The organism is Vibrio sp. YT-18 (assembly GCF_033337345.1).
In the GTDB taxonomy this organism is placed as follows: Bacteria; Pseudomonadota; Gammaproteobacteria; order Enterobacterales; family Vibrionaceae; genus Vibrio; species Vibrio alginolyticus.
The window spans coordinates 223,101-239,038 of sequence record NZ_JAWOQO010000009.1; the positions used below are offsets into that span (position 1 = coordinate 223,101).

Consider the following 15,938-nt stretch of genomic DNA (forward strand, 5'->3'; position numbering starts at 1 on the left):
TTTGGCAGAGATTCACTTGTATATGAATGTAAAAAATCCCCGATACGAGATCGGGGATTGAATTAAGGCTAGAGAATTGTTTATGTAGCGAGATTACATCGCTTCTTCGAAGATCTTAGAGATTTCTTCGTGAGTTGCTTGTTTAGGGTTAGTGAAACCACAAGCGTCTTTCAGTGCGTTGTCTGCTAGTGTTGGGATGTCTTCTAGTTTCGCACCAAGCTCTTTAATACCTGCTGGGATACCCACATCTTTCGCTAGAGTAACGATAGCGTCGATTGCTGCCGCTGCACCTTCTTCAGCAGACATGCCTTCTACGTTTACGCCCATTGCTTTTGCTACGTCACGTAGACGCTCAGGACATACTTGCGCGTTGTAACGCTGTACGTGAGGTAGAAGAATCGCGTTACAAACACCGTGTGGAAGGTCGTAGAAACCACCTAGCTGGTGTGCCATTGCGTGTACGTAACCTAGAGAAGCGTTGTTGAACGCCATACCCGCCATGAACTGTGCGTATGCCATTTGTTCACGAGCTTCTAGATCTTCACCGTTTTTCACTGCTGTGCGTAGGTAAGCTTGGATAAGCTCAATCGCTTTGATTGCTACTGCATCAGTGATTGGTGTTGCCGCGATAGATACGTAAGCTTCAATCGCGTGAGTTAGGGCATCCATACCTGTTGCCGCAGTTAGCGAAGCAGGTTTAGCGAGCATTAGCTCTGGATCGTTTACCGAGATAAGCGGTGTTGTGTGCTTATCAACGATAGCCATCTTAATGTGACGCTCTTCGTCAGTGATGATGCAGAAACGCGTCATTTCAGATGCAGTACCCGCCGTCGTGTTGATCGCGATAAGTGGCATCATTGGTTTTGCAGATTGGTCTACGCCTTCGTAATCTGCGATTTTGCCGCCGTTAGAAGCAACAAGCGCGATACCTTTCGCACAGTCGTGTGGTGAACCGCCGCCTAGAGAGATAACGAAGTCACATTCGTTATCAGTAAGAAGTGCTAAGCCGTCGTTAACGTTGCTGATAGTTGGATTTGGTTGAGTGCCATCAAACACAACGGTTGCTACATCGCGCTCAGTGAGAAGGTCTTGAACTTGTTTGACTACACCGATTTGGTTAAGGATCTTATCCGTAACGATCAAACCTTTTTTAAAGCCTTGAGATTGGATGCTGTCTGCTGCGCCTTTCAAACAACCAGCGCCCATTAGGTTTACCGTAGGGATAAAAAATGCACTTGTCATATTGGATAGCTCCGTCGTTATTTTTAATAATCTTTCTTAATTTGCCATTTACTGTCGCACATTCGTTTCCAGATTGAAGTTGATCTAAAGCAAGTTTACCCACTTAGAGGTACTTGCAAGAGAAAAACTGTGACAGTGATCTTGTTGCACTGCGTATAAGTGCAACACTGATATAAAGTAGAACAAATATGAAACTATGGACGAAAACGATTGGCAGAAATTGACTTCTGACGCGGATATATCTCTAAATTCGACTAAAGTATAAAAAATCCCCATTAATAACTTAATTATCAATGGGGATAGGGAAGTGTTTTATAAGCTAACTACTAATAATTAAGCTATTTTAATCAGTTTTGATACTAACTTTTCGATACCTGAAGCCGCTTGAGAGATATTCTCTGCCAACATGTAAGCAGGGGTTGAAAGTACGAGGTGTTTTTCATCAAAAACGATGTCTTCGACAGGGCACGTGGTGTGTTCACCGCCCATTTGATTAAATGCTATTGAGACTGCCTCATCGTTGCCTACCGTTCCTTTCACGCCTTGCTCATAAATCATCGGAATAATGACAGGAGAAATACACAGATAGCCAGCTGGTTTTTTCGCATTAGCAAACGCGCGACAAGCTTGAGCTACGTGTGTGTTAATGGAGCACTCCGCACCCGAAACAGCGAAGTCGGTTAAGTTTTTCGCGGCACCAAACCCACCTGGAAGCAGTAGGGCATCGTATTCATCGACGTTAAGTTTGGCGACATCGTCAATATTTCCGCGTGCAATACGAGCTGATTCGATCAATACGTTACGTGTTTCATCCATTTCGTCACCAGTTAGGTGATTGATGACGTGGAGTTGGTCAATGTTAGGTGCAAAGCAGTGCCAAGTTGCACCTGCCTTCTCGATGGCGTAGAGCGCCAACACTGCTTCGTGGATCTCAGAACCGTCGTAAACGCCTGAACCACTTAAAATGACTGCGACTTTTTTCATGTTTGGATTCCTTTACTCTGAACGTTCCTTAGATTGCTCTTCGCTATCTAGACCATGCGTTTCCGAATGTGTTTTAACGTTTTCACTCTCGTTGTCATCTTCATCATAGTAGCGCACAACAAAGGGTGTAAGCATAACACTAGAGGGCAGAAAATGTTTCATATCGACTCCAACGGCTTAATAGAATGATTTTTATACTGATTTTTATAAAACAGTACGTTGAACCTGATCATTTTTGAGTTAAGCTGACGTTTCCTTTGGCATTCGTGAGTGGTAGGTCACATGAAATCAGTGCAATTTCGTTTCACACTTTATGGTTGTATCGCGATTCTCTCTTGGAGTTGTCTGCTTGGCATCGCGAGGTTGGTTACGGAGAGTTTAGGTCCTGTAGGCGGGGCAGCCATGTTGTACTCTCTTAGCTCTGTTTTCCTTCTTATCGTGGTCGGTATTCCAAAGTTGTCTTACTTTTCTCCCAAGTATCTTGCGCTTGGTGGTGCGATGTTCGTCTGTTATGAAATATTTCTCGCTCTATCTTTGGGATATTCCAACTCGCGCGCGCAGGCAATTGAGGTGTCGATTGTCAATTACCTTTGGCCCGCACTGACGGTTTTATTTGCGGTCCTTGGCAGCAATAAAAAAACAAACTGGTTGCTTTATCCCGCAGTTACGCTGGCGTTTGTTGGGGTTGCTTGGACTGTGAGCGGTGAGAATGGCTTATCCATAACTCAGATCATGTCCAATGTTAGTAGTAACCCTCTGGTGTATTTTATGGCTTTCGCTGGCGCGGTTATATGGGCTTTTTATTGCAACTTAACCCAAAGGCAGCAATCTAAACATAATGCGATTACCCTGTTTTTTATTGCAACAGCTGTTTCGCTTTGGGTCAAATACGCGTTTACGGATGAGCCACCAATGACATTCAGTTGGGAAGCGATGGGGTACTTAGTGGCCTCTGCGGCTTTAATGGCTGGTGGTTATGGTTTATGGAATATCGCGATCGTTGGCGGCAATATGGTTTTTCTCGCCACCTTGTCTTACTTCACACCCATTTTTTCCGCTTTATTTTCTTCCATTATTCTTGGCGTAACTCTGAGCCATAGCTTTTGGCAGGGCGTTGTGATGGTAACGGTGGGTTCGCTGATGTGTTGGTTAGTCACCAAAGAGAAGCGCGAAGCTGCTGGGTAAGTTACCAACGAGATCGGAGAATTTAAGTGAGCAACGAACAGATCTCCCTTGCGAGCTGTATTCGAAAACGAAGCAACTAAATCGAAAAAATTAAAAAAGCTCCCGAGATTGGGAGCTTTTTATTGAGTTTTAACGGCTCTTTGGTGGCGCTCTAATAAGCGACGTTCAAGTGTAGTTGAAGCTTGAATCTGTGCTTCGACAGTCGCTTGATAAGCTGCTTACGAGTGTGCTCTAGTGTATCAAGCTCCAATGTGTCGTCATCAATATGTACGTCCACATTTACTCGTAGCTCTTGGCCAACCTTCGTTACGCCAGCCAGTTTCAATTGATGCTCAGTTACTTTTTCAATCTCAAGAACATCTTTGCCAACGCTCTGACACAGCTCTTTGCTTGGTGCCATCATTAGTAGTTCACGTAAGGCACCTACTAGCATATCGAACGGTACTTTGAGGAAGTAAAAGCCCATTAAAACCATCATCATGGGGTCGGCATATACCGCATACTCAGAGAATGGCGTTAGTGAAACAGCCCAAGCCGAGATAAATCCTACGGTCACCGCCACACTTAGCAGAGTATCCATTTGCCACTGTTTTTTCTCCGCTTCAATCAAGCCTGATGAGAAGCGGCGGCTGCGTTTCGCCATAAACCACCAAGCGTAACCACAGCCGATAACATTCACAACGCCGAATAAGGTCGCAATAGAAGCATCGACCTCACGACCTCCAGACATCAATGCTGATATCGCAGAGTAGAGAGAGAAGCTTACAACCACTAAAATGACGGCTGCTTTTATCGCAATAACGATTGGTTCTAAGACCGCTTTTCCAAATGGGAATACAGATTTTGAAGGCTTGTTAATATAGTAAGAAGCGGCCAGTGACAATAAAGTTAACAGTAAGCTGACCAAAGAGTAAACACCGTCAAACACGATGACAATTGAGCCTACAAGCAAGCCAAGTACCATACCACCAGCAGCGAACCCAGATGCCAAAAGGGCTGAAATGGTTAGAATACGGTTTTCGTTTTTGCTTGTCCTGTCACACATAAAAGATGCCTTTGAATTTTAATACCTTACTATTCTTCGCTCATAAGGTAATTTAGGCAACCACAAAGTGACCAGTAACTAATCTAAAAAATTGCGTTTTTATTTATATTCCTATAAAACAATGGCTTACTGTGATTTCTTGGTGTCAGTAAAATTGACGCTCACTGATAAAATGTTTAGAAGTCAAATAAATACTCGCTCAATTTATCTGCTAACCACGTCATTGCTGGATGCTCAGTATGGCCGTTAGGTGAAAACATACAGTAGTCTTCTTGCGTCAAGCCGTATGTGTGTTTGATAACGGCGAGCTTCTGCTGACGAAGGTAATGGCGGATTAATGGTTCAGGAAGCACGCCCCAAGCGTCTTCTTCTAAGATGGTGTTCAGCATGTAGTCAAAACTCGAAAAACCAATATATCGAGTCGAGAAAGGTTGCAGTTCAGGGTTGTCTTTCTCATTTAGGTACACCATTAGTGCTTGCATCTGACTACGTAGATCTTCGTCTGAGACACGGCGCATCTTACTTAGGCGGTGTTCTACACTGCATACTGACATCATACGTATCTTACCTAAAGGGTTATATACGATACGAGGATCGTCTACTCGCTCATAATCAACGCCGAAAGCAAAATCTACTTGGTGGGTACTGACCAAGTTGGCTAAGTCGCCACTGGATGCCAAGATTAAGTTGAAGGTTGTTGAAGGAAAGCGGTTATTCAATGTATGAGATAATTCTTGCCAGAGATCATCAGGTAAGGAGTCGTCACGTGCTACCCAAACTTCCGCGTTAAACCCTTCCGAGATTTGAGCGCAGGTCTTTCTGACCCGTTGTGCGATGATAAGTAGGTGTTCGCAATCTTTGTAAATGGCTTTCCCAGCTTCAGAGAGGGTGAGCTGGTTGCCAGTTCGGTTAAACAATTCAACGTCGAGATCTTTCTCTAATGCCTTAATCGACATACTGAGTTTGGTGCGATTGCAGTCGAGTTGCCTTGCCGCTTCAGAAACAGAACCACACTCAGCGATGGTGCAGAAGGCTTCTACTTGAGTTAAGTTCATGATTTGACACAACCAATAAATGAATTCAAATAATTTGGGTATTATGCAGATGCGCTCCCAAAGCCATGAAAGATTATCGAAAAAAACGCGAATCCGCCAGATAAGTCTATGGTCTTTTAACGGTTTTGCGGTAATCTATGTGGGTTACAAAAAGTGAACATGGAGGCCACGATGGCACAAGATTGGGACGGCTTAGCAAAAAACTGGGAATCAAATCCAGCAACAGAGCAATTTGCGCAGTCGGTGTTTGAGCAGTTACAACAGCTAACTCAGCTTGATGGCATTAAAGTACTAGATTTTGGATGCGGAACAGGGCAGTTAAGTCAACGATTGTCACCGATGGTTAAAGACATCGTAGCATTAGACGCATCGGAAGCCATGATTGAGGAACTCGATAAAAAAGAGCTCGTCAACGTAGAACCTGTGGTAGATGCATTATCTCGCGGCTTGGTCGCTCAGCATCCGGCCTTTCGTGGACAGTTCGACTTGGTGGTTGCATCATCAGTTTTAGCGTTTGTGGAAGACTTAGACGCGTCATTAACGATCTCGCATTCTCTACTTAACCACGGCGGCTATTTTGTTCATTTTGATTGGATTGCAGAATGTGAACAAGACGGTTTTACCCTTGCGAAGTCTGAGCGTGCACTGAAAGAAGCGGGTTTTACTGAAGTTGAATCGCAACACGTTTTTGACATTACATCTGATGGTAAAACAATGTCGGTATTAATGGGGCTTGGTCGTCACTAATACCGCTGAATAAAGAACAAAAAATGACAAAAGCGAGCTAACAAGCTCGCTTTTTTCTTATCTGCTGAGGATATATGTAACTTCACTTGCTCTAAACAAGCGTCGTGGTGCAGGCAAGGACATACTCGAACAACTTAGTCTTCGGAGGTTATTTTGAGACGACTATCCTGCGTATCTCCTCCAGCACTTCAGGGTTGGCTATTGCGCCTAAATTTTCGACGCTTCGGTTGTTAACGACTTGCTTAACGGCTAACTCGACCAGCTTTCCTGAGCGTGTCTTAGGTATATCGCTTATTGCGTAAATTGCACTAGGTACATGCCTTGGAGAACATGCAGACTTTAGCTGTGCTTTGATGGAAGCGATCATCTCGTCATTGAGCTCTACCCCTTTGACTAATTGGACAAACAGCCATATTTGTTCGTTGCGATCGACTTCTTTTCCTACTGCGATCGAATCTAGAATACCGTCTATACAGTTCACTTGCTGATAGATTTCGGCCGTGCCGATTCTTACGCCACCAGGATTCAACGTGGTATCACTTCGACCATAAAATACGTATCCCCCAACGCGGGTCTGTTCAACATCATCGCCGTGGTGCCAAATATTGTCGAATTTATCCCAGTAAGCACGATGATATCTCTCACCGGTGTCGTTCCAAAAGCCAGCAGGGAAGTTGGGTAATGAATTGGCACAAACCAACTCACCGCGCGCTCCCATTACGCTATTACCTTGTGGGTTAAAGACTCGGACATCGACCCCTAACCCTGCTGATTGGCACTCTCCCCGATAAACGGGAGAAATAGGGTTGCCTAATACAAAGCAGCCACAAATGTCTGTTCCGCCAGAAATCGAGGCGAGGTGTACATCTTCTTTAATGTGCTGATAGACATAATCAAACTGTTCTGGATACAGAACAGAGCCAGTCGAACAAATGGTTTTCAGACTTGAAAATGCATCACTTTTCTGCGGAGAAAAAGATGCTTTTTCCAGCGCCTCTAGGTATTTTGCTGAGGTTCCAAATAGCGTCACTTCGGCTTGTTCTGCGAGGTCCCAGAGCACATTATGAGTGGGGTAAACAGGGCTACCATCAAAAATCACCAAACATGCACCGCTCGCGAGTGAAGAAACGTGCCAGTTCCACATCATCCAGCCGCAGGTTGTGTAGTAAAACACTCGGTCGTTCGGTTGAATATCGCAATGCAGTTGATGCTCTTTCAAGTGATTAAGCACCGTTCCGCCGACGGAATGAACGATGCATTTCGGTTTGCCTGTTGTGCCTGAAGAATAGAGCACAAATAGCGGATCGTTAAAATTCACACGAGTAAAAGTCAGCGCTTCGGGTGTGTATTGATTCAAGACGTTTTGCCAATCTTGGGTGCAGACATCGCATTCAAAAATGTGTGGTTTAAGGTAGCTAATTTGGCAAACTTGTTTAAGACCATCAAGATGATCCGCAATATGCTGGTTTTTCTCAGACATATCGAAAGTTTTGCCATTGAATGTATAGCCATCACAAGTAAACAGGATTTTGGGTTTCACTTGACCAAAGCGCTCCAAAACGCTTTCGACGCCAAAATCAGGTGAGGTGGAAGTCCAGGTCGCCCCTAAACTGGTGGTTGCTAGCATAGCTATCACCGTTTGAGGTAGGTGAGGTAAATAACCAGCGACGACATCACCTTGCTTAATTCCACATTCTTTCAACCATTGCTGCACACTCGAAACTTCTTCGCACAATTGTTTCCAGGTGTAGGTCTGTTTTTCTTCACGTTCATTTTCAAACCAAATCGCGAGATCATCGGGTTGGTGACACGCGTAGGTTAGCAAATTTTCGGCGTAGTTAATTTGCGCGTTTGGGAACCATTTTATATCCCTATTTTCAACAGGCTGCTGCCAGCGACTTTCTGATCGCTCTTTTATGGTCTCTCCCGGAGTGCCAATGACGTCGCAGAATAGCCAAACTTCCTGCCAAAATTTTTCTACATGATCGAGTGACCATTGATGCAGATCAGCGAAGCTTTCAAGGGTATTTCCTTGTCGATTAATGTGTTCAATAAACTGTGTAATGTTGGCTTCTTCGATACGACTTTCGCTCGGTTGCCATACTTTGCTGCTCTCGCGCATAGGTCCCTCTATAACAAAGTGATAACAGGTTTTAGTTTGAGAGGAATACACGATAAAGTCAAACAAGCCAGATATTATATCGTGTCATAAAAATCATGCAGTTACGATGCATTGTAAACAATATGTTACATCGGGGTAGTGCTGAGAAAATCGCGCAGGGATTGGAAGCTCTTAAGACTACAGATAGGCTTAATGTAAAGGATTTGTTAATGGAGATGAGCCATGACCCAGTATCGTTCTAAACCCGTAAACCAGGAAGGCAGGGTTGAATGGAGCCGTGAAGAAGACGCCATTTGGCGAGATTTGGTAACACGACAAATGGGTGTGATCCAAAACAGAGCTTGTGAGGCTTATTTACACGGTTTGACGCTGCTTGATTTACCTCAAGACCGCGTTCCTCAGTTACCAGAAATTAATCGTGTCTTGATGGAGACAACAGGTTGGCAAGTGGAGCCCGTTCCCGCGCTTATTGATTTCGACCGATTTTTTAATCTACTCGGTAATAAGCGCTTTCCAGTCGCCACATTCTTGCGTACAAGAGATGAGTTCGATTACTTACAGGAGCCAGATTTCTTCCACGAAATATTTGGTCATTGCGCGATGTTAACCAACCCAGACTTTGCTGCATTTACCGAGCATTATGGTCAACTAGGGCAAGCCGCTACCCCAAAACAAAGAGCCTATCTCGCTCGCCTCTACTGGTTTACCGTAGAGTTTGGCTTAGTGAAAGAAGGGGACAAAACCAAAATTTACGGTGGTGGTATTCTTTCATCTCCTGGCGAAACCCTCTACGCATTAGAGAGTGATGCAGCAATTCGCGACCCATTTGAATTACAAACTGTGCTGAGAACGCCTTATCGTATCGACATCATGCAACCGAAGTACTACGTGATTGACGACTTTTCTCAACTTTTTAAAATCAGTCAGTTAAATTTATTGAAACAAGCCGATCTAGCGATTGAAGCTGGACTGCTTCCTCCACTTTTTGAACCAAAGGAACCTGCTCATGTTGAATGAACAAAAATGCGAAGCTTGTAGTATCGATGCAATTGCACTAAGCAAAGAAGAACAACAGTCTCTGCTTCTGCAATTGTCTGATTGGCAGATCATTGAAAGAGAAGATATACCTCAACTAGAAAAGGTGTATAAATTTAAGAACTTCAAACAAGCATGGGCTTTCAGTAACAAAATCGCGGAACTGGCAGAAGATGAGTTCCACCATCCTTCTATTTTGTTGGAATGGGGTAAGGTTACCGTAACGTGGTGGAGTCACTCTATCAAAGGTCTGCATAAAAACGATTTTATCTGCGCATCAAAGTGTGACGCGCTAGCATCGGCAGAGTAGGACATTACCTCATACAAAAAAACGCCCGGCTTACGTCGGGCGTTTTGGTTCTAAATGACTTTTACATTACTTTATAGATTGATTCGGAAGACGGATGTCGTGCCCGATACCTCATTGCCAACGGCGATAAAATGACCACCATTACGGGTAAAGTAATTAATGGATTCTGGACCTAAATCACCTGCTTTTGGATTGTAAGTGTCGTTCGCGCATTCGCCATCTTCCACTTCAGTACAAACTGGTTGGCTGTAATCACGACGGTTTACGTAATGCAGGAACTGCGCTTGTTTCGGGTCTGTGATGTCATAAATCATGATGCCGCCTTGACGCTCCAAGCCGATGAACGCGTAATGACGACCATTGATTTGTGCTACTTCAATTGCCTCTGGCTCAATGCCTTTGTCGTCACTGCGGTCATCCCCACTGTCATTGCTATCGTTGGTGCTGTTGAAGTTCTTACCTTCATTCATTAATGCGATGGTTGCGAAATCGTCACCACTATCGAAAACCAACTTGCCGTTTTCATCCCAAATCGAGAATGAACGCGCGCCAAATGATTGAACATTCTCTTGTGCAGAAAGCGTTTGTTCCGGCTTAATCACTTTTAAACGCGCGAGTTGTTTGTTGTCTTTTAGTGCCTCTGCCAATGGGTGTTCTGCTGCCACTTTCAGCTTCTTACCGCGCACTTCATCAATATGGCTTAAACAGGTTCCTTGCTCAGATGTATATTCATCTGTACCGAGGTAATCGTCTTCATCCCACATAAAGCCAGCTTTGTCGCACAGTTCTTGAGTGGTTGTGAATCCGTACTCACGCCCGTCGCCTTCATTTGCAGATACGATGTAAGTACTCCCATTCACTGAGTAGCTGTCGATAGTGTCAGGCATAAATAAGCCAACCAGTTGTGGGTAGCTTTTCAAGTTCCCAATGATTTTGTCTTTGTTGGATGCATCGAGTTTAGCGCCCGACCAAGACTTCTCACCTAAGCCAACAATTTTTTCTACCGATTTGCTCTCTGGATTGACGATTGCCATGGCGTTATTTTCTTGTAGCGCGACATAGATTTTACCGTTATCTGCAAAAGTGAGGTATTCAGGCTCTAGATCTTGTGCGACGGTGGCGTTTGGCCCCGAAATACGCACATTCATTGGGAGCTCTGCTTTTCGTGAACCATCAAATTCGTTAAAGCCAATTTGTGTCACTTCTGCTTGAGTAACACCAAGGCTCAGATCGATCAAAGTGATACTACCTTCAGGGTCAATGCTGTAATCGCTGTTTGGTTCTCCTTCATTAGCGGTTGCGATGTATCGGCCATCTTTTGAGAAGCCAACCATGTCTGGCAATGCGCCTGTTGGAAACGTCATGACTAATGACAAATCGTCGGAGCGGTACAAGCCAACAATACCATTCGCTTGTTTATTACTGTTTTCAATCGCAACTGCTACCAAACCATTGAATACAGCGACACTGTTTGCTGCGCCAATTTCAATGCCCGCTGCTTCGCCAGCGCTGTTGAGATCGATGAATGCGCTTTGCGTTGGTACGCCGTTGTCATCCATAGACATTACATCGACACGTTTTGCTTGAGCATTAACCACATAGAGCTTATCCGTACAAGCGTCATAACTGACGATTTCAGCTGCCGATGTGTCGAATGGAGCATCAGCAACGGATGTTCCGATAAACGTTAAACCTTGAATTGACGTTTCCCCAGTAACGGGGGCAGTGGTAGGTTTGCATTGTGTAGCGAATGAAGCCACGGTATCTTCGGGTTGTGATGAACACGCGATGGCAAGTGATGACAATGCGAGTACACCGATTGCCTTTAAAGGGGTGATCATGATATCTCCTTATCAATCCGATAGGTTGTCAATCAGCACGGGTTTTATGCTGCTGTCCATTTCCGCAACTGGAATGATAGAGCGCTGAATGACGTTTGATTTGGTAAGGCTCTGAATATATGTATGATTGATGACTCTTATATTGGCTTTTTATGAAACTAATGTGTCATCAATATGATGAAGTAGGGATAGAGGAATAATGGAATTAAAATCGTTTTTAGATTTATTGGCAGCGTCACCAGAGCAGGTCGAATTTGAAGCAACGATGGCGGTGATCGAAGATAACTATACGTTTGAGCCAACCGCTTTTGTAAATGGTGGGACACAAAACAATGCAGGCGAGAACAACGGTTCGTGTAAGATCTTCGCTTTCGGTTTGCTAAACAACCTCGACAAAGAAGCGACGCTAGCCTGCTTTGGCCGTTTTTATCGTGAAGATGTATTGCAGCATCCAGAGAACAGCGATCACCAGAATATTCGTAATTTTATGGTGACAGGGTGGGAAGGCATTAAGTTTGAAGCGTCCGCTTTAACCGCTAAATAAACACCAGTCAGAAAACGATGATCAGTAAGCCAGTCGTATTACGCGACTGGCTTTTTTTCTAGACATTTTCGGCACAAACACAGTTGGTTGGCGCTTGGCTTGGGTAAATCACGGGTTTCAATAGTAAAGCACCAGCATGTCTCTTTGCCTGCGGCGATATCACAATGGGCTTGAGTCCCGCACTCAGGACAACTGTGCGTTGAATCTTCTCCTGCGATTTGTTCGATAATCACATCTCGTTGGAGATCGGTTTTGTCTTTCCATTGGATGATTTCATCCATCGTCCGGTGACAACCAGAGCATATTCCGGCGTTATTTTTACATGCTGCTCGACAAGGTGACTTCATTGCTTTCTCGTTCTCATTTTTTATGCCGCGTACTCTAGCACAAAGCGAGTCAAGGCCGCCAAAATAAACGTGACTGCGATTTGCTGGTGAGGAGGGAGAACCAGTGTTACCCTTGGGCGAGTTACCTTAACTCTCTGTCACTTATGTTAGAAAAAGAAAACCTCATTAAACTCGCTAGAATGCAAATGCCATTTGGGAAATATGCAGGGCGAGTGTTAATCGACCTGCCTGAAGAATACTTACTGTGGTTTGATAAAAAGGGCTGGCCAAGCGGCGAGCTAGGAGATTTGCTCAAGCTATGTTTAGCGCTCAAAATTGAAGGCTTAGATAGTGTCGTGAAGCCTTTGAAGCGTATGTAACTAGCCACAGAAACTCCCACTCTTAATGAAAAGACTTATTATGAATTTTGATATCGATGCACTGAAACATCACCAATTGGTCGAAGATGGTAAACTAGAGGGATGTTACATTCATCAGCCAGCTCAAGGTAGCCAACACAATGACAAAGCTGTTTTGGCAGAGCGCCAAGCGTTGGAAAAGTTGGGATATAAGGTAATACAGGTTAAAGCTAAAGGCGGGACAACAACGTTTGCCGAGGCGATGCAAAAGCTTGCGAAGGAAACTGGTCACCTGCCTAAGGAGTAAGTGAGTGTAACCTGCCACAGCCTTACAAGTTCTCCCACCAGACTATTTTTTCATTCAAAAGAGCCAGACCGTTAGGCTGACTCTTTTTGGCCCCATTCAGTGCTATCACTGTATCCTTTTGGTGTGTGTCCCAATTAGATTATACCGTTTACAATTGAGAACGCTTATTAAGAGAAATAAGTATCCACGCAAATGTACATGCTTTATGAGTGATTTAACTATAGGAAATCTAGAGAAAGGATTAAAGAGTAGATTCTTCAGGATCTGCGTATAAAATAGAATCAAGAGCCCAATCGGATAAATCATAAGAGAAGGACTCTGTACCATGAAGCATTCCCCACATTGAGTTAATATTTCTTATATCCCAATTGCTTATGTCCTGATTAAAAGATTTGGCTCCGTAGAACATAATATAAGTACTATTCACTCCAGTAACATCCCAGTTGGAGATGTCTTGATTAAAATTCTCTGCTTGATAAAACATACCTTTCATGTAGTGCACAGAACCCGTGTTCCAAGATGAGATATCTCCATTAAATTTACTCGCTCCATGAAACATATACGACATATATCGTACACTAGTTGTATCCCATTCTGATAAGTCTTGGTTGAATTTTCTCGCCAGATAAAACATGTAGGACATATTTTCAACATTACTTACATCCCAGAGATTTATGCTATGATCGAATGATACAGCATTAGCAAACATACCTTCCATAGTCTTGACTTTGCTTACATTCCAGCTTGAGATATCCTGATCGAAAGACTTTGCCTTAGCAAACATTCCATTCATATCCTCAACCTTGCCAACGTTCCAGTTTGAAATATCTTGGTTAAAAGAGCTAGCACCACCGAACATAGTTCTCATATTGGTCACATTGGAGACATTCCATTTTGATAGGTCTTGATTAAAAGAGTCTGCTTTCCAAAACATTCCCGCCATGTTGGTTACATTACTAACATCCCAATTAGAAATATCCTGGTTAAAGGAATGCATTTCATAAAAAAGCTTACTCATATCTGTTATTTCAGAAGTATCAACGTTTGATATATCCTCCTTGAAGTAGAGCATCGCCTTAATATCATCGACAGTAACCTTCATTGGAAGAAATTTGGGTCTATGCTCATCCGTCAGCGCTGAAGTCATTTCATCATCATCGTAATTGAAAGTCATATAGTTGGCCACATTCAAGACATTCCAAGCACTCAAGTCCTGATTAAAGGTCCTAGCCGCAAAGAACATGGCTGTCATATCCGTCACATTACTAACATTCCACCCCGATATGTTCTGGTTGAAAGAATGAGTATGGCTAAACATATTGGTCATATTGGTAACGTTACTAACATCCCATCCAGAGATATCCTGATTAAACGCTTTAGCATCATGAAACATATAGGACATGTTAGTAACGTTACTAACATCCCATCTAGAGATATCTTGGTTAAATGTATGCCTATGAGCAAAAAGTCTACTCATATCTTTAATTTTAGAAACATCTACCTGAGTTACATCTCTACCTGCTTTGATCATTTCAACCAATTCTTGCCGCATAAGCGGATGTGTTGGGGTAGCTTCTTTTTCGCAGCCTGCCAGTAAAAATAATCCTATCAAAAGAATTGGCTGTAACTTCTGCATTATCTTCCCTTATTCAATAAAACTTAACCTGTTGTATATTATGTCTATTCTACTATAAAAAACAGACGAAGCTTTCCATATACAAGGTGCCCCTCTAAATTTTAGTTGACCACTACAACACAACTGTTCAGCATATGTTTTATTTTTAAACTCCATATCAGCAATGGCTAACATACTTACAGTATCTGTTTATATTAGCCTCAATGTTGTTTCTAATGACTTATCCCCAATCATCAAATGAATGATTGGTACGTTCACGTCATTATGTTCCAGTCATACTGCAAAAGTGCTTCTACCGATTAGTATGCTAGGATGCTCACCATCTTTTAACCGCAAAGAATTTTGTTAACTGTCCATTCTTCTTCACAATATCACGAACTTGGATGCGATATATCTCTAGTGTTGTCATTCCACTATCCAAGAATAACCTCATTAGACAAGCATTTAGCTCTGGTATTTAGGTAATGACCTTGAAGAGTCAAGCTTTGCCTTTATCCTCGGTGAGCGTGGGTAGTGCCATGTGTGTTATTTCCTGTTTTACATCAAGAAACACACACGCTAGCAGTGGCAAGCTAAGAAATCAGTGATCTAGATATTGGTGTGGTTGGCTTTAAGGGAAAACTGAATGATTGTCATTGCTCATTCATTTGCAATGAATAAAAATTTTTTATAGGCCAAAATTAAGTAACGTCAGGCGGAGCATGTGAACTAAAACGCTTTTGTCCAGAAATTTTACCGTGGGCAACTTCTAACGCAAAAGTGCCCCAAAACTCGCTAGACCAAACACTCTAGAAGATCTGTGTCGTTCATTTTACCCTACGAAAAGTTATCCGATAGAATGTAACCCAACACTATTGAGCCTTCATTGTGCCTGTTTGGTCTGTCAAATTGTCTATTTAACTGGTTAAATCATCAGGTAATCTTTTTGAGGATGATAAATAACTGAAAATATTGTTATTATCCTTTTTATTTATCAGTAAAACCGACTCCCATGAGATATGAATCCGCTCCGTAGCCCAAAAAGAAAGACAAGAAACAACTAGAGAACGAGTAGCTCGCCAACGTCGAGAGCGCAGGAAGAGGGAAGAGTTGAGGTATACCGCGAGCGATGAAAAGCGAAGGACAGAAATTAGAGAGAGGGTTCTTAGAGATAGACAAGAGGCTGGATTAGGTCAAATCTCTCAAGGTTTAAAAACGCCT

The 15,938-nt window shown here is 43.2% G+C and carries 16 protein-coding genes and 1 pseudogene; 8 read left to right on the forward strand and 9 right to left on the reverse strand.

The window, feature by feature from the left end; all coding sequences use genetic code 11:
- Nucleotides 1-93: 93 nt before the first annotated feature.
- The 3 genes from yiaY to R7M72_RS14550 all read right to left on the reverse strand — a co-directional run bounded on the left by yiaY (nt 94) and on the right by R7M72_RS14550 (nt 2,388).
- Nucleotides 94-1,242 (reverse strand): L-threonine dehydrogenase, encoded by a 1,149-nt coding sequence (yiaY, locus tag R7M72_RS14540; protein WP_315957219.1) that lies wholly within the window; start codon nt 1,240-1,242, stop codon nt 94-96.
- A 333-nt stretch (nt 1,243-1,575) separates the two neighbouring features.
- Nucleotides 1,576-2,226, reverse strand: coding sequence for an isoprenoid biosynthesis glyoxalase ElbB (gene elbB, locus R7M72_RS14545; protein WP_017634378.1), 651 nt, complete (start codon nt 2,224-2,226; stop codon nt 1,576-1,578).
- Nucleotides 2,227-2,238: 12 nt separating this feature from the next.
- A complete protein-coding gene (locus R7M72_RS14550; protein WP_017634379.1) occupies nt 2,239-2,388 on the reverse strand; it encodes a hypothetical protein in 150 nt (49 codons plus the stop codon).
- Nucleotides 2,389-2,508: 120 nt separating this feature from the next.
- On the opposite strand from R7M72_RS14550, the gene yddG reads away from it, so the two are divergent.
- Nucleotides 2,509-3,411, forward strand: a complete 903-nt coding sequence (gene yddG / locus R7M72_RS14555) for an aromatic amino acid DMT transporter YddG (RefSeq protein WP_005389394.1) — start codon at nt 2,509-2,511, stop codon at nt 3,409-3,411.
- A gap of 151 nt (nt 3,412-3,562) precedes the next feature.
- Here the strand turns inward: yddG and R7M72_RS14560 are convergent, their stop codons facing one another.
- Both R7M72_RS14560 and R7M72_RS14565 read right to left on the reverse strand, forming a co-directional pair.
- Nucleotides 3,563-4,456, reverse strand: a complete 894-nt coding sequence (locus tag R7M72_RS14560) for a cation diffusion facilitator family transporter (protein WP_054577127.1) — start codon at nt 4,454-4,456, stop codon at nt 3,563-3,565.
- A gap of 176 nt (nt 4,457-4,632) precedes the next feature.
- Nucleotides 4,633-5,511: a LysR family transcriptional regulator gene (locus R7M72_RS14565; protein ID WP_005375568.1), complete on the reverse strand. Its 879-nt coding sequence runs from the start codon at nt 5,509-5,511 to the stop codon at nt 4,633-4,635.
- 171 nt (nt 5,512-5,682) lie between these two features.
- On the opposite strand from R7M72_RS14565, the gene R7M72_RS14570 reads away from it, so the two are divergent.
- Nucleotides 5,683-6,258, forward strand: coding sequence for a class I SAM-dependent methyltransferase (locus R7M72_RS14570; RefSeq protein WP_315957217.1), 576 nt, complete (start codon nt 5,683-5,685; stop codon nt 6,256-6,258).
- 148 nt (nt 6,259-6,406) lie between these two features.
- Here R7M72_RS14570 and R7M72_RS14575 read toward each other — a convergent pair whose 3' ends face one another.
- Complete coding sequence (locus R7M72_RS14575) at nt 6,407-8,380, reverse strand: acetoacetate--CoA ligase (protein ID WP_270007140.1); 1,974 nt, start codon at nt 8,378-8,380, stop codon at nt 6,407-6,409.
- A 222-nt stretch (nt 8,381-8,602) separates the two neighbouring features.
- Between R7M72_RS14575 and phhA the strand changes: the two genes are divergently transcribed.
- Nucleotides 8,603-9,397 (forward strand): phenylalanine 4-monooxygenase, encoded by a 795-nt coding sequence (phhA, locus tag R7M72_RS14580; protein WP_005375564.1) that lies wholly within the window; start codon nt 8,603-8,605, stop codon nt 9,395-9,397.
- Nucleotides 9,387-9,725 carry a 4a-hydroxytetrahydrobiopterin dehydratase gene (locus tag R7M72_RS14585; RefSeq protein WP_005375563.1) on the forward strand — a complete coding sequence of 113 codons (339 nt, stop codon included), beginning with the start codon at nt 9,387-9,389 and terminating at the stop codon, nt 9,723-9,725. The genes phhA and R7M72_RS14585 overlap by 11 nt, the downstream gene beginning before the upstream one ends.
- Before the next feature lie 71 nt (nt 9,726-9,796).
- Here R7M72_RS14585 and R7M72_RS14590 read toward each other — a convergent pair whose 3' ends face one another.
- Nucleotides 9,797-11,566: a choice-of-anchor I family protein gene (locus tag R7M72_RS14590; protein WP_315957216.1), complete on the reverse strand. Its 1,770-nt coding sequence runs from the start codon at nt 11,564-11,566 to the stop codon at nt 9,797-9,799.
- Nucleotides 11,567-11,765: 199 nt separating this feature from the next.
- On the opposite strand from R7M72_RS14590, the gene R7M72_RS14595 reads away from it, so the two are divergent.
- Nucleotides 11,766-12,110, forward strand: coding sequence for a HopJ type III effector protein (locus tag R7M72_RS14595; RefSeq protein ID WP_213872391.1), 345 nt, complete (start codon nt 11,766-11,768; stop codon nt 12,108-12,110).
- A gap of 38 nt (nt 12,111-12,148) precedes the next feature.
- On the opposite strand, the gene R7M72_RS14600 is transcribed toward R7M72_RS14595, so the two are convergent.
- Nucleotides 12,149-12,457: a cysteine-rich CWC family protein gene (locus R7M72_RS14600; RefSeq protein WP_171342533.1), complete on the reverse strand. Its 309-nt coding sequence runs from the start codon at nt 12,455-12,457 to the stop codon at nt 12,149-12,151.
- A gap of 143 nt (nt 12,458-12,600) precedes the next feature.
- On the opposite strand from R7M72_RS14600, the gene R7M72_RS14605 reads away from it, so the two are divergent.
- Both R7M72_RS14605 and R7M72_RS14610 read left to right on the forward strand, forming a co-directional pair.
- Nucleotides 12,601-12,816, forward strand: a complete 216-nt coding sequence (locus R7M72_RS14605) for a DUF3820 family protein (protein WP_005375557.1) — start codon at nt 12,601-12,603, stop codon at nt 12,814-12,816.
- 40 nt (nt 12,817-12,856) lie between these two features.
- On the forward strand, nt 12,857-13,102 hold the full coding sequence (locus R7M72_RS14610) for a hypothetical protein (RefSeq protein ID WP_005375556.1): 246 nt from the start codon (nt 12,857-12,859) through the stop codon (nt 13,100-13,102).
- Between the two features lie 241 nt (nt 13,103-13,343).
- Here the strand turns inward: R7M72_RS14610 and R7M72_RS14615 are convergent, their stop codons facing one another.
- Nucleotides 13,344-14,738, reverse strand: coding sequence for a BspA family leucine-rich repeat surface protein (locus tag R7M72_RS14615; protein WP_053303747.1), 1,395 nt, complete (start codon nt 14,736-14,738; stop codon nt 13,344-13,346).
- Between the two features lie 991 nt (nt 14,739-15,729).
- Between R7M72_RS14615 and R7M72_RS14620 the strand changes: the two are divergent.
- A pseudogene (locus R7M72_RS14620) lies at nt 15,730-15,938 on the forward strand (hypothetical protein); the annotation flags it as partial.